This window comes from Agrobacterium tumefaciens, from assembly GCF_017726655.1.
GTDB lineage: Bacteria > Pseudomonadota > Alphaproteobacteria > Rhizobiales > Rhizobiaceae > Agrobacterium > Agrobacterium tumefaciens_B.
The window spans coordinates 1,643,471-1,656,656 of record NZ_CP072309.1; the positions used below are offsets into that span (position 1 = coordinate 1,643,471).

Here is a 13,186-nt window from a genome sequence, read left to right on the forward strand (position 1 = left end):
ATGTGTGTAATCTGCGGTGAGTTCAACAATATCCGAGGGATTATCGATGACCGCGCCGCACCCGTCCAAAACCCATATCGGCAACCACGCTCTGCATCCCGAAACCCAGATGTTGAACTATGGTTACGATCCGGAATTGTCGGAGGGCGCCGTCAAGCCACCCGTATTCCTGACATCGACCTTCGTCTTTAAATCGGCGGAAGACGGACGTGATTTCTTCGACTATGTCTCCGGGCGCAAGGAACCGCCAGAGGGCAGGGGTGCTGGCCTCGTCTACTCGCGCTTCAATCACCCCAACAGCGAGATTGTTGAGGATCGCCTCGCCGTTTATGAACGAACGGAGAGCTGCGCGCTTTTCTCCTCCGGCATGTCGGCCATTTCGACAACGCTTTTCGCCTTTGTCCGGCCGGGCGACACCGTGCTTCACTCCCAGCCTCTTTATGGTGGCACGGAGACGCTCTTGGCGAAAACGTTCCATAATTTTGGCGTCTCCGCGGTGGGCTTTGCCGATGGCGTGAGCGAAGCCTCCGTGATGGCCGCTGCTGAAGAGGCGATGGCGAAGGGCAGGGTATCGGTTATCCTCATCGAAACCCCGGCCAATCCAACAAACAGCATCGTTGACATCGCGATGATGAGCCGGGTTGCAGAGACCATTGCCAACAGGCAGGGCCACAGGCCGATCATCGCCTGCGATAATACGCTTCTCGGGCCTGTTTTTCAGCGGCCCATCGAACATGGCGCCGACATCTCGCTCTACTCGCTGACCAAATATGTCGGTGGTCATTCTGACCTCATCGCCGGTGCGGCATTGGGCCGTAAGGATGTGATGAAACAGGTAAAGGCATTGCGCGGAGCAATTGGAACGCAGCTCGATCCACATTCATGCTGGATGCTCGGGCGATCGCTCGAAACGCTGCAGATTCGCATGGAACGCGCCGATAGCAATGCCAGGGTTGTGGCAGAATTTTTAAAAGGACATCCGAAGGTCGACAAGATTCATTACCTGCCATTCAGCGATCCAGCATCCGCGGTTGGCAAAGTGTTCGCCGCACAGTGCTCGGGCGCGGGCTCCACCTTTTCGTTCGATATCGTCGGCGGGCAGCCTGCTTCTTTCAGATTTCTCAATGCGCTCAATATATTCAAACTGGCCGTGAGCCTCGGTGGCACAGAGTCCCTTGCGTCGCACCCCGCAACAATGACCCACTCGGGCGTTCCTGCCGATGTCCGCCAGCGCATCGGCGTTCTCGACTCCACGATCCGGCTGTCGATCGGCATCGAACATCCGGATGATCTCGTGGCCGACCTCACCCTTGCGCTCGATCAGGCCTGAGCTTTTGCAGGCGAGCTGCTTAAGGCTTGTCCAGCATATGCGGATCGATGTAACTGGGGGAACTTGATCCGAACGCACAGGCCCCATGGAAACGTCGCTTTATCTGCCAATCAAGGGCTTTCTCGAAAAGGCTGGCTACACCGTCAAGGGCGAGGTTGGCGGCTGCGACCTCGTGGGCCTCAGTGATGATGATCCGCCTGTCGTCGTGATCTGTGAACTGAAGCTGAGTTTCAATCTGGAACTCATCCTGCAGGCTGTTGATCGTGCGGCGGTTGCCGACGAGGTTTGGATTGCGGCTCGGGTGTCTGCCCGGGGAAAAGGCCGCGAATTCGACAGGCGCTATCGCGACCTGTGCCGCAGGCTCGGCATCGGCATGCTCGGCGTTTCCGATCATGGAGACGTGAGCGTGATCGTCGGTTCAATCTCACCCATGCCGCGGACCAATCCAAAACGTCGGTCGCGGCTGATGCGTGAGCATCAGAAAAGGCGCGGCGATCCGGCAATCGGCGGCAGTACCCGCGCGCCGGTCATGACGGCGTACCGTCAACAGGCGCTGGGCTGTGCCCAGGCGCTGGCTTCAGGCCCGTTACGCGTTCGTGAGGTCAGATCGAGTGTACCCGATGCCGGCAAGATCCTGCTTTCGAACGTTTATGGCTGGTTCGAGCGCCAGGACAGAGGGGTCTATGGCCTGACAGAGGCGGGACAAGACGCATTGCGGCGATGGCCGCAGGAGGGCGAGCCGGCAACAGCGTCTGTCACCCGCTGAGCTCCAGGCGAACCCCCACACCAAAAAAGGTGACGCTGTCTTATGAGATTGCGGCGGTTGCCTGCCTGACCGCTATCGCCGCCATGGCAAGCGCCGCCTCACGGGTTCTGGCCGCGGCAACGAAGCGACCATTATGGCAGAAGGTCGCGCCTTCGACACCGCAAACCGCTTCCAGGTCCTTGCCCGTCAGGCCCGCCCAGCCCGCCGGAAGGTCCGCGCGCAGTTCGAACCCGTCATCCGCGCGGCGAATGCCGGTCAGGCACCAGTCGTTCTGACGTGGGTGAACGACAAATAGCAGGTGCTCGGCGCCGGCCTTGATGATGGCGGGACGAAATGGCATTCCCATCGGCAGTTCCAGAACCTGTCCCTGACCGGCATCGACGATCGCTTTCTGCACAAGCGCTTCGGCCCGCAGTTTCGCAGCGCTGTTTGCGATCTTGGCTTCGACGAAAGCACGCGCAATCGCGAGCGCCGCGTGGAAACAACGGTCGTCCGCTTCCGGATCCGTTTCGTCGAAAACAGGTTTGAGCGTTTCCAGAAGAACAGGCAAGGTCAGTCCGGCAAGCGCTCCAGCCGTCGAGGGGCTGAGCGCGCCATTGTCGACCAGATCGACCGGCAGCACGAAGCTCTTGTCGAACGAGGCATGGATTGCTTCGATATGTTCTTCAGGAATACCGAACGCGGCAAGAAAATCGTGGCCAAAATGTTTCCAGATCAAGCCGAATGAGCTGAAGGGCTGGCCGTCATCGCGCAACGGGGCGCCGCGCTGATGATGATCGAAGATGCCGGCCTCGGGATCATATGCGCCGCCGACGTCATAGATGATGCGATCCGTGGCCGGGGTGATCCACTCGGCTGCCCTGCTGCGGACAAGGCGGGCCTGCGGGAAGAGTCGGGTGAGCACGACGCTTGAGAGAAGTTCGTCGGCATGGAAGCCGCCGGAATGGGTGACGAGGAAGTCCGGGATCATAGGAGGATAAGCCTTATTGCGTGCGGAACGTCCGCAGGGATTTTGTGCACCTGATATCCGTTGCCGGACGCCACCTCAACAGGCGATTGATGCCTTCGACGGTAAAACATAGGGTGCGATAGCGGTGGTTCAGTAGAAGAGGGCAGAGAAAACGCGCCCTCAAAATCGCGATGGCCGAAGCTGCTTACATTTGAGGCAGCAGCACCCCAACAGCGAATTCTTCGTCCGCCACCGTGTGGCCAACCTGCGTTTTACGATATTCACTGGGTGTAAAGCCGCGCTCGGTCTTGAGTGTGCGGGAAAGATGCGGTGCGTCGCAGAACCCGGTGGCAAGCGCAATCTGGGTGATTGGATCATGTGTCGTACGCAGAAGAGAAAGCGCGCGGTCCAGCCGAAGTTCGAGGTAAACTTTTGACGGTGTCGCCTTGAGGTCGATGAGGAAACGCCGTTCGAGACTGCGGCGGCCATGGCCGAGATCGCTCGCCAGTTCCAGCACTGTTTTCGGAACCTCGATATTCTGTTGCATCCGCAGGATCGCTTTTTTGACAAGCGGATCGGTGGCCTGTCGCGCGCTCTGCTGGCCGGGCTGGGGCTTTTCGCCGCTCAGCGCGCTGTCGATCATCATGATGTTAAGGCTCTTGATGGCGGCGGACTGGCCGACATGGCGCTCCACAAGAAAGGCCGCGAGATGGGCCGCTCCATGGCCGCCGGAGCAGGTCAGCCGGTCCCGGTCGATGACGAAAATCTGGTCCGAGACCATTTGCACGGTAGCGAAACGGTCCAGAAAATCCTGGCGGTGGAACCAGCTTACACAGCAGCGATAACCGTCAAGCAGACCCGCTTCGTGCAGAATGAAGACACCGGTACAGAGACCAACGATAGGGACGCCCGCTCTCGCACGATCCTTGAGAAAGCGAACGGCTTCAGGTGCAAGTGCGCTGTGGTCGCTGATCAAGCCGCCGACGACGACGATGTAATCGTAGCGCCCTGCGTTCATCAGCCGCGTATCCGGCTGCACTTTTACGCCGCAGCTCGACTGCACGCTGCCGAGCGTCGCCGACAGAACCGACCATTCGCACAGGATGGGACGTGAGCGGTCTGCTTCGTCCGCGGCAAGGCGCAGCACATCAACGAAATTTGCAAAGGCCGACAGCGTGAAGCGGTCTGCAAGGAGGAAGGCGACGCTGAGGCGTTTTTTTGCGGCGTGCGATTTCATGACGCAAATATTCATGCAAACAGACGCGATTGTCCAGCCGGGCGATGGCAAATGATCTTAGCTTTTACGACAACAGATTTTCCAACCGTCGGGTCCGATCATGACACGCTTTAATGCTTTCAGTCTTTTGAAGAATGCCCTGACGGGCAATAAAAATTGGGAAGAACAATGGCCGGACAGCCAGCCGAAAGCCGAATATGACGTGATCATCGTCGGCGCCGGCGGCCACGGCCTGGGGGCTGCCTATTATCTGGCCAGCCAGCACGGCATCACCAATGTCGCCGTCATCGACAAGGGCTGGCTCGGCGGCGGCAATACCGGCCGCAACACGACCATCATCCGTTCCAACTATCTCTATGACGAGAGCGCCCGTCTTTACGACCATGCCGTCGATCTCTGGGAGAACCTGAGCCAGGAACTGAACTATAACGTCATGTATTCGAAACGCGGCGTGCTGATGCTCGCCCATAACGTTCACGACGTGCAGAGCTTCAAGCGTCATATCCATTCCAACCGCCTGAACGGCGTCGACAATCGCTGGCTCAGCCCACAAGAATGCAAGGACTATTGCCCGCCGTTGAGCATCGCGGCGAATGCGCGCTATCCGGTCATGGGCGGCGCGCTTCAGGAACGGGCCGGCACGGCGCGCCACGATGCGGTTGCCTGGGGGTATGCGCGCGCCGCCGCCGCCCGTGGCGTCGATATCATCCAGAACTGCCCGGTCACCGCCATTCGCCGCAATGCCGACGGTTCCGTGGCCGGTGTGGAAACGGCGCGCGGCTTCATCAAGGCGAAGAAAGTCGGGGTCTCGGCCGCCGGCCACACCTCCGTCGTCATGGATACGGCCGGCGTGCGCCTGCCGCTCGAAAGCTATCCATTGCAGGCGCTGGTGTCGGAGCCGATCAAGCCGATCTTCCCCTGCGTCGTCATGTCGAACGCGGTCCACGCCTATATCAGCCAGTCGGACAAGGGCGAGCTGGTGATCGGTTCGGGCACGGACCAGTATACGTCCTATTCGCAGCGCGGCGGCCTGCCGCTGATCGAGCATACGATCGCCGCCATCGTCGAAATCTTCCCGATCTTCAACCGCATGCGCATGCTGCGCAAATGGGGCGGCATCGTCGATGTGACGCCGGATCGCTCGGCCATTCTCGGCAAGACGCCGGTCGCGGGGCTCTACGTCAATTGCGGCTGGGGCACGGGCGGGTTCAAGGCAACGCCGGGTGCCGCCCACACCTTCGCCTGGACCATCGCCAAGAACGAACCGCACCCGATCAACGCGCCGTTCACGCTGGAACGCTTCCGCTCCGGCCGCCTGATCGACGAGGCCGCCGCCGCCGCCGTGGCGCACTGAGGACACAACGATGCTTTTGATCCGCTGCCCCTATTGCAACGAAACGTTGCCCGAAGCCGAATTTACCTATGCCGGCCAGGCCCATATCGTGCGCCCGGCCGATCCGTCGTCGCAAAGCGATGAGCAATGGGAGGAATTCCTCTTCATCCGCGAAAACGTCAAGGGTCCGCATTTCGAGCGCTGGCGGCACCTGCACGGCTGCGGCCGCTTCTTCAACGCCGTGCGCGACACGGTGAGCGACCGGTTTCTCACGACCTATCGCGCGGGCGAGCCGCGCCCCGAACTGTCTTCCCTGACACGCGCCCCAGCAAGCTCCGAGGTGTCGAAATGAACTCCTATCGCGTTTCCGGCCGTGGCCGGGTGGATGCTTCAAGCTCCGTGAGCTTCACCTTCGACGGCAAGACCTATCGCGGCCTCAAGGGCGACACCGTCGCTTCCGCGCTTCTTGCCAATGGCGTGCATCTGATGGGCCGCTCGTTCAAATACCACCGCCCGCGCGGCCCGGTGGCGGCGGGCTCCGAGGAGCCGAATGCGCTGATCGGCACCCGCCGCGGCGCCGGCCGGTTCGAGCCCAACACCCGCGCCACGGTGCAGGAAATCTGGAACGGCCTGGAAACCACCTCGCAGAACAAATATCCGAGCCTGAAATTCGATATCGGCGCCGTCAACGACATGGCCTATATGCTGTTTTCGGCCGGCTTCTACTACAAGACCTTCATGTGGCCGAAGAGCTTCTGGAACAAGGTCTATGAGCCGTTTATCCGCGCGGCGGCCGGTCTCGGCGTATCCCCCAAGGAGGAAGACCCCGATACCTACGCATCGCGCAACCTGCATTGCGACGTGCTGATCGTCGGCGCCGGTCCCGCCGGTCTCGCAGCCGCGCGCGCGGCTGCGGTCGATGGTCTGAACGTCGTGCTGGTCGATGAAAATGCCGAAGCCGGCGGCACGCTCTTGTCCGAACCCCAGGCGAAGATCGACGGCAAGCCCGCATGGACCTGGCTGGCGGATGAATTGAAAGCCCTGAAGGATCGCGGCGTCAGGGTGATGACGCGCACCACCGCCATTGCTTATTACCACCAGAACATGATCGGCCTTTGCGAAAAGCTGACCGACCATCTCGAAACCGTGCCGAAGGATGTGCCGCGCGAACGCCTGTGGCGCGTTCGGGCGCGTCAGGTGGTGCTGGCCCAGGGCGCGCTGGAAAAGCCGCTGATTTTTCACGGCAACGACCGGCCGGGCGTGATGCTGGCGGGCGCTGCCCAGACCTATCTCAACCGCTACGGCGTCAAGGCCGGCAATCGCCCGGTGGTGGTGACGAGCCATGACAGCGCTTGGTATGCGGCTTTCGATCTTCACGGTGCCGGCGCCCGCGTTCAGGCGATTGTCGATACCCGCGACAAAGTGCGCGAGGACCTGGTGAACGAGGCGCGCGCGCTCGGCATTCCGGTCAGGCTGTCGCATACCGTCACGGCGACGTCGGGACGGCTGCGCGTCAAGTCGGTCCGCGTCAATCCGGTGAATGGCTCGACAGTCGCTGCGGGACAAGAGATTGCCTGCGACGCCGTGCTGATGTCGGGCGGCTGGACGCCGTCTCTGCATCTCTTCTCCCACACGCAGGGCAAGCTCGCCTGGGATAATGAGCGGACCACTTTCCTGCCCGCCATGACGAACGAGGATTGCGTGATCGCCGGCGCCGGGCGCGGGCTCTGGGGCATCGAGGCCGCGCTAAAGGACGGCGCGGAGCGCGGTCGCGAAATCGTCGCGGCGCTTGGCAAGACCACCAATGCCTCCAGCCAGGCGGTGGAACACGATCGTCCCGGCAGCGGTGTCTCCCACACGGAACTGCCGAGCGACCGCGACGCCGGCAAGGCCAAGGCCTTCGTTGATTACCAGAACGACGTGACGGCCAAGGACTTGCGGCTTGCCGTGCGCGAGGGCATGCGCTCCATCGAGCATGTGAAACGCTATACGACCAACGGCATGGCGACCGATCAGGGCAAGATGTCCAACATCAACGGCCTGAACATCGCGGCACAGGCTCTGGGCAAGCGCCAGCCGGACGTGGGTCTCACCACCTTCCGTCCGCCCTATACGCCGACGACCTTCGGCGCTTTTGCGGGTTACCACCGTGGCGCGCATTTCGAGGTGACACGCAAGACGCAGATCGACGGTTGGGCCGAGGCCCATGGCGCGGTCTATGAGCCGGTCGGGCAATGGCGTCGCGCCTGGTATTTTCCGAAGCCCGGCGAAGACATGGACGCGGCGGTCGGCCGCGAATGCCGGGCGGTGCGCCAGAGCCTCGGTATTTTCGACGCCTCGACGCTCGGCAAGATCGAGGTGGTCGGTCCCGATGCGGTCGAGTTCATGAACCGCATGTATACCAATCCCTGGACGAAGCTCGCGCCCGGCCGCTGCCGCTACGGCCTGCTGCTCGGCGACGACGGCTTCATCCGCGACGACGGCGTCATTGGCCGCATGACCGAGGACCGTTTCCACGTCACCACCACGACAGGCGGCGCCGCCCGCGTACTGAACATGATGGAGGATTATCTCCAGACCGAATGGCCCGATCTCAAGGTCTGGCTGACCTCGACCACCGAACAATGGTCCACCATCGCTCTCAACGGTCCGAATGCGGCCAAGCTGCTTTCGCCGCTGGTGGAAGGCGTCGAGCTGACGGAAGAGACCTTCCCGCATATGTCCTGCGTGGAATGCACGGTCGCCGGCATGCCGGCGCGGCTGTTCCGCGTCAGCTTCACCGGCGAGATCGGCTTCGAGATCAACGTGCCGGCACCTCTCGGCCGCAAGCTGTGGGAAATCCTCTGGGAGGCCGGCCGGCAATATGACATCACGCCTTACGGCACGGAGACCATGCACGTTCTTCGCGCCGAAAAGGGCTATATCATCGTCGGGCAGGATACCGACGGCACGGTCACGCCCTATGACGCTGCGATGGGATGGGCGGTCGGCAAATCAAAGCCCGATTTCGTCGGCAAGCGCGGCCTTGCCCGTCCCGATCTCGTCGCCAAGGGCCGCCGCCATCTCGTCGGCCTTCTGACGGAAGATCGCTCCAAGCTGGAGGAGGGCGCGCAGATCGTCTTCGATCCCAAACAGCCGATCCCGATGAAAATGGTGGGGCATGTGACCTCGTCCTATCATTCGGACGCCGTTGGCCAGCCGATCGCGCTCGCCCTTGTCGAAGGCGGGCATGAGCGGATGGGCGAGACCGTCTATATTCCGATGCTGGACCGTACGATCGCCGCGAAAATCACCGGGATGGTCTTTGTCGATCCCGAAAACACCCGCCTGAAAATCTGAAGTTGGAGATGACAATGAACATGCGCGTTTCCTCCCCCGTTCCAGGCGTACTGGCCGAGAGCAAAGCCGCCAAGGTCAGCGTCTTGGCCGCGCCGGCGCGGTTGTCGCTCAGGGCGCGCGGCGATCTGGCCCCGCTTAACGCCGCCCTTGGCTTGACCTTGCCCGAGCGGATCGGCGCCCGCGCCGCTTCCGGCGAAACCGAGACGCTGCGGCTTGGCCCGGATGAATGGACCATCCTTGCGCCGATCACCGAAACCGGCCGGCTGATCGCCGCCTGCGCCGGCATTTACGCCAGCCATCCGCACAGTCTCGTCGATATTTCCGGGCGCGAGGTGACGCTGCTGATCGAGGGGCCGCAGGCTGCCGAACTGCTGACGCTCGGCTGCGCCCGCGACATCGAGACCATTGCCGTCGGCGAGGGCCGCCGGACGATCTTCGACGGCGTGACCGTGGTGCTGTGGCGCGATGCGGAAAATCGCTTCCGCATGGATGTCTGGAACAGCTTCGTGTCGCATCTCGGCCATTTGCTTGAAACTGGCTGCAAGGAACTTGCCGCCGATATCGCCTGATCCTGGAGGAGAAAACCATGCTCAACCGCTTGCCACACGATACCGTTTCGGACACGGTGATCGCCGAGGCCATCGCCGAGGAACTCGACCGCCAGAAGACGCAGATCGAGCTGATCGCCTCGGAGAACATCGTGTCCGCCGATGTTCTGGCCGCTCAAGGCTCGGTTCTGACCAACAAATATGCCGAGGGCTATCCCGGCAAGCGTTATTATGGCGGCTGCGAATTCGTCGACAAGGTCGAACAGGTCGCCATCGACCGGCTGAAGCAGCTCTTCGGCGCGGAATTCGCCAATGTGCAGCCGCATTCCGGCGCGCAGGCCAATCAGGCCGTGTTCCTGGCGCTGCTGCAGCCGGGCGACCGCATCATGGGGCTTTCGCTCGCCCATGGCGGCCACCTCACCCACGGCTCGCCGGTAACGATGTCCGGCAAGTGGTTCGATGTCGTTTCTTATGAGGTTAACCCCGAAACCCACCTGATCGACATGGACAAGGTGCGCGAGAAAGCGCTGGAAACGAAGCCGAAGTTGATCATAGCGGGTGCCTCCGCCTATCCGCGCCAGATCGATTTTGCAGGTTTCCGCAAGATCGCCGATGAAGTCGGCGCCTATCTGATGGTCGACATGGCCCATTATGCCGGGTTGATCGCCGGCGGCAAATATCCGAACCCGGTGCCGCACGCCCATGTCGTCACCTCGACCACCCACAAGACCCTGCGCGGCCCACGCGGCGGCGTGATCCTGACCAATGACGCCGATCTTGCCAAGAAGCTGAACTCGGCCGTTTTCCCCGGCAATCAGGGCGGCCCGTTGATGCATGTCATCGCCGCCAAGGCGGTTGCCTTCGGCGAGGCGCTGCGGCCCGAATTTTCCGACTACGCCGGTCGGGTGATCGCCAATGCGCAGGCACTGGCCAAGGTCCTGAAGGATGGCGGCCTCGGCATCGTCTCTGGCGGCACGGATAGCCACATGGTGCTGGTCGATCTGCGCCCGAAAGGCGTGACCGGCAAAGTGGCCGAGATCGCCCTGGAGCGAGCGGGGTTGACCTGCAACAAGAACGCCATTCCGAACGATCCGGAAAAGCCTTTCATCACGTCCGGCATCCGCCTCGGCAGCTCGGCCGGCACGACGCGCGGCTTCGGTGTGGCTGAATTCGAAAAAATCGGCATGATGATTCTGCGCGTCATCGATGCGCTGGCCGTGAATGCGGAAGGTGACGTCGCAGTCGAGGCCGACGTGCGGGCAGAGGTTGCCGCCCTTTGCGACGCTTTTCCGATTTATGTTTCGTGATCGGGCGCACCAGTCTGCGTAGAGTCAGGCTGGTGCGTTAGTCCCAAAGTGGGATCGGCGCTTTTTGAACGATAAGGTATTTGCTCTGCCTTGCACTTTCGGGCATCTGGCAGGGCATGTCGCTTACCGGCGTTAGTTGCTGCGTGTGGGCCACGGCAAGACTTAATCGCTTCTGATTGTGAAACTGTAACAAAGTGCTTGGCACATCGCCTGTCGGCCCTTTAATTGTCAATCGCCCGTTATACGGCAGGCAACACCAGTTTCCATCCGTGAGGAGATAAACATGTTCACCCATGTTATGATTGGCAGCAACGACCTCCAGCGCTCCAAAAATTTCTACGATGCCACCTTTGTTGCCCTCGGCGGCAAGGCCGGTCAGGTGGATGCGAGAGGGCGGCTGATCTACCTCCACGAAGGCGGGCGGCTTATGATCACGACCCCGATTGATGGAAAACCGGCAACCGCAGCCAATGGAGGAACGATCGGCATCGCGGTGACAACTCCTGACCATGTGCTTGCATGGCATGCAGCCGGCGTCGCACATGGCGGCACGTCGATTGAAACCCCGCCGGCGGAACGGCCGAACGGCGCGTTTGTCGCCTATCTCCGCGATCCTGATGGAAACAAGTTGACGGCCAGGACAGCGTCAACGCGATAAGCCGGCGCGCACCGTGACCTGCGGGCGGCTGTAAACAAACCGGCTTAACGCAGATCAAACTCGCTGCCTTTCGGTCAGGAGCAGTTCAAAGGTGACGCAGACCGGATTTTTGCCGCGGACGAGCCGCCCACCACTGATGTGTTTGGTGAGGTCCACCATTGCGATATCCAGCATTGCCTGCTGTCCTCCGCCGACGGAGGGATCTATAGAGCCATTACGGATAAGTATTTCGCTGGCAAAAGCGGTCAGGCTCGTCCCGTCCTCGTAATCCGCACCGATCAGGCTGCCGATGCCGTTGATATCGACCTCGTGCAGACCGAACTGGGAAGAAGCCGCTTCAAGGGCCATGCAGATATCTGTGTTTGGCCGTACGGTACATAAGATTGCCCGCAGTCCTGACGTGGTGCGACAACGCGGTCTGGCAACGGGTGTAAAAAGTGGAAAGTTGGTTTCCTCGTCCTTTTGCACATCGAGGATTGCGCCATCGAGGGCAAGTGCCTCAAGCGCGGTTTCGTGGGCGAATTGTGCTTCGAAAGGCAATAGATGTCCCATGGAAACAATTCCCTCGGCGGATTGCCATGAACCGTGGCAGTGCAGGAACGGCGCACCGTCTCGCCGGCCCATATGCAGACCCGCGTCATTGATTATTCCTCCGGGCATGGAAAAGGTTTCGCTGTACCAGGCGGCATGGGCACCATCGGGTGAGGCGGCGGGCATGACGTAGTTCAACTGCTTCATCGGCACGTTTTTTAGCCAGACATAACCGCCTTCGAAACCCTGTTCCTCAAAGGCTTCGGCAATTGCCTGATTGACGGATATTCCAGGCTTCGCCGTCAGAGTGACGGAATGGGCATGGCATCCAATGGCACGAAACCGCTCGGCCGTTGCGGGTCCGGGATGGACGATGCGACGGGGGAGCTCCACCGTGTCCATCCCAGTCATACGGCGAGCCCGGCCGTTATGAAGCCGCCATCGACAGCAAGCACCTGTCCGTTGACATAGCTTGCATCATCCGACACGAGGAAGGCGACGGCGGAGGCAATTTCGTCCGTCCGGCCATAGCGGTGCATGGGAACGCGGCTATGCCATTGGGTGCGGACGTTTTCCGTATGAACGGCCTGGGTGAGGGGGGTGTCGACGGGTCCGGGCGCAATCGCGTTAACGCGAATGCCGGATTGGCCCAGCTCGTTTGCCATGACCATCGTCAGAAGATTGACGCCGCCTTTCGATGCGCCATAGGCGCTGCGACCGCGATTGCCGCACATGCCGGAGACGGAGCTGATATTGACGATGGAGCCGCCAAGCTCTCGTTCCAGCCAATATCGCGCCGCGGTTCGCGCCACTGCGAAGCTGCCGACGAGATTGACGTCGATAATACGTCGGAATTCCTCGACGCTGGTGTCGACGGAGAGCTTGTCGATGCCGATGCCGGCGCTATTGACGACGGCGACCAGATCGAATGACCGACTTGACATGCCTGCGGTCAAAGCAGCGAAAGCCTGTTCAATCGAAGCCTCCTCCGCTACATTGCAGACGATGCCACGCGAGGGCTCCAAACCCAGCTTTTCACAGGCCGCATCCAGAGCGTCGCGCTTGAGGTCCAGCAGCCATGGCTGCCATCCGCGCGCCATCAGAAGCTGCGCGGTAGAGAGGCCTATACCGGATGCACCGCCGGTAATTGCAACCGCCCCCTTTGTCCCTGTCGTCTGCTGCGTCATA

General features: G+C 61.2%; 12 protein-coding genes. 8 read left to right on the forward strand and 4 right to left on the reverse strand.

The window, feature by feature from the left end:
- Positions 1–46 precede the first annotated feature (46 nt).
- Both AT6N2_RS21805 and AT6N2_RS21810 read left to right on the forward strand, forming a co-directional pair.
- The gene (locus AT6N2_RS21805; RefSeq protein WP_209091365.1) at positions 47–1,330 is read left to right on the forward strand and encodes a cystathionine gamma-synthase family protein; all 1,284 of its coding nucleotides are present in this window, start codon (positions 47–49) and stop codon (positions 1,328–1,330) included.
- An 85-nt stretch (positions 1,331–1,415) separates the two neighbouring features.
- Positions 1,416–2,096 (forward strand): DUF2161 domain-containing phosphodiesterase, encoded by a 681-nt coding sequence (locus tag AT6N2_RS21810; protein ID WP_209091367.1) that lies wholly within the window; start codon positions 1,416–1,418, stop codon positions 2,094–2,096.
- 40 nt (positions 2,097–2,136) lie between these two features.
- On the opposite strand, the gene AT6N2_RS21815 is transcribed toward AT6N2_RS21810, so the two are convergent.
- Positions 2,137–3,066: an MYG1 family protein gene (locus tag AT6N2_RS21815; protein ID WP_209091369.1), complete on the reverse strand. Its 930-nt coding sequence runs from the start codon at positions 3,064–3,066 to the stop codon at positions 2,137–2,139.
- Positions 3,067–3,250: 184 nt separating this feature from the next.
- Entirely contained in the window at positions 3,251–4,297 is a 1,047-nt protein-coding gene (locus AT6N2_RS21820; protein ID WP_063946912.1) for a GlxA family transcriptional regulator, read from the reverse strand.
- Between the two features lie 85 nt (positions 4,298–4,382).
- On the opposite strand from AT6N2_RS21820, the gene AT6N2_RS21825 reads away from it, so the two are divergent.
- The 6 genes from AT6N2_RS21825 to AT6N2_RS21850 all read left to right on the forward strand — a co-directional run bounded on the left by AT6N2_RS21825 (position 4,383) and on the right by AT6N2_RS21850 (position 11,467).
- Positions 4,383–5,636 carry a sarcosine oxidase subunit beta family protein gene (locus tag AT6N2_RS21825; protein WP_063946913.1) on the forward strand — a complete coding sequence of 418 codons (1,254 nt, stop codon included), beginning with the start codon at positions 4,383–4,385 and terminating at the stop codon, positions 5,634–5,636.
- 10 nt (positions 5,637–5,646) lie between these two features.
- Positions 5,647–5,967 carry a sarcosine oxidase subunit delta gene (locus tag AT6N2_RS21830; RefSeq protein ID WP_063946914.1) on the forward strand — a complete coding sequence of 107 codons (321 nt, stop codon included), beginning with the start codon at positions 5,647–5,649 and terminating at the stop codon, positions 5,965–5,967.
- Complete coding sequence (locus tag AT6N2_RS21835) at positions 5,964–8,954, forward strand: sarcosine oxidase subunit alpha (RefSeq protein WP_209091371.1); 2,991 nt, start codon at positions 5,964–5,966, stop codon at positions 8,952–8,954. Before AT6N2_RS21830 ends, AT6N2_RS21835 begins: the two co-directional genes overlap by 4 nt.
- A 14-nt stretch (positions 8,955–8,968) precedes the next feature.
- Positions 8,969–9,523, forward strand: a complete 555-nt coding sequence (soxG, locus tag AT6N2_RS21840; protein WP_209091372.1) for a sarcosine oxidase subunit gamma family protein — start codon at positions 8,969–8,971, stop codon at positions 9,521–9,523.
- 17 nt (positions 9,524–9,540) lie between these two features.
- The gene (glyA, locus tag AT6N2_RS21845) at positions 9,541–10,809 is read left to right on the forward strand and encodes a serine hydroxymethyltransferase (RefSeq protein WP_209091373.1); all 1,269 of its coding nucleotides are present in this window, start codon (positions 9,541–9,543) and stop codon (positions 10,807–10,809) included.
- A gap of 283 nt (positions 10,810–11,092) precedes the next feature.
- On the forward strand, positions 11,093–11,467 hold the full coding sequence (locus tag AT6N2_RS21850) for a VOC family protein (RefSeq protein WP_209091374.1): 375 nt from the start codon (positions 11,093–11,095) through the stop codon (positions 11,465–11,467).
- Between the two features lie 54 nt (positions 11,468–11,521).
- On the opposite strand, the gene AT6N2_RS21855 is transcribed toward AT6N2_RS21850, so the two are convergent.
- Positions 11,522–12,409 (reverse strand): DUF296 domain-containing protein, encoded by an 888-nt coding sequence (locus tag AT6N2_RS21855; protein ID WP_209091375.1) that lies wholly within the window; start codon positions 12,407–12,409, stop codon positions 11,522–11,524.
- Positions 12,406–13,185, reverse strand: coding sequence for an SDR family NAD(P)-dependent oxidoreductase (locus AT6N2_RS21860; protein WP_209091376.1), 780 nt, complete (start codon positions 13,183–13,185; stop codon positions 12,406–12,408). The genes AT6N2_RS21855 and AT6N2_RS21860 overlap by 4 nt, the downstream gene beginning before the upstream one ends.
- Position 13,186: the final 1 nt, after the last annotated feature.

What these genes read in the sequence shown, in the direction of transcription:
- AT6N2_RS21830 (WP_063946914.1), top strand. Translation starts at nt 5,647, where the DNA reads ATGCTTTTGATCCGCTGCCCCTATTGCAACGAAACGTTGCCCGAAGCC.
- soxG (WP_209091372.1), top strand. Translation starts at nt 8,969, where the DNA reads ATGAACATGCGCGTTTCCTCCCCCGTTCCAGGCGTACTGGCCGAGAGC.
- AT6N2_RS21810 (WP_209091367.1), top strand. Translation starts at nt 1,416, where the DNA reads ATGGAAACGTCGCTTTATCTGCCAATCAAGGGCTTTCTCGAAAAGGCT.
- AT6N2_RS21820 (WP_063946912.1), bottom strand. Translation starts at nt 4,297, where the DNA reads ATGAATATTTGCGTCATGAAATCGCACGCCGCAAAAAAACGCCTCAGC.
- glyA (WP_209091373.1), top strand. Translation starts at nt 9,541, where the DNA reads ATGCTCAACCGCTTGCCACACGATACCGTTTCGGACACGGTGATCGCC.
- AT6N2_RS21825 (WP_063946913.1), top strand. Translation starts at nt 4,383, where the DNA reads ATGACACGCTTTAATGCTTTCAGTCTTTTGAAGAATGCCCTGACGGGC.
- AT6N2_RS21860 (WP_209091376.1), bottom strand. Translation starts at nt 13,185, where the DNA reads ATGACGCAGCAGACGACAGGGACAAAGGGGGCGGTTGCAATTACCGGC.
- AT6N2_RS21815 (WP_209091369.1), bottom strand. Translation starts at nt 3,066, where the DNA reads ATGATCCCGGACTTCCTCGTCACCCATTCCGGCGGCTTCCATGCCGAC.
- AT6N2_RS21835 (WP_209091371.1), top strand. Translation starts at nt 5,964, where the DNA reads ATGAACTCCTATCGCGTTTCCGGCCGTGGCCGGGTGGATGCTTCAAGC.
- AT6N2_RS21805 (WP_209091365.1), top strand. Translation starts at nt 47, where the DNA reads ATGACCGCGCCGCACCCGTCCAAAACCCATATCGGCAACCACGCTCTG.
- AT6N2_RS21855 (WP_209091375.1), bottom strand. Translation starts at nt 12,409, where the DNA reads ATGACTGGGATGGACACGGTGGAGCTCCCCCGTCGCATCGTCCATCCC.
- AT6N2_RS21850 (WP_209091374.1), top strand. Translation starts at nt 11,093, where the DNA reads ATGTTCACCCATGTTATGATTGGCAGCAACGACCTCCAGCGCTCCAAA.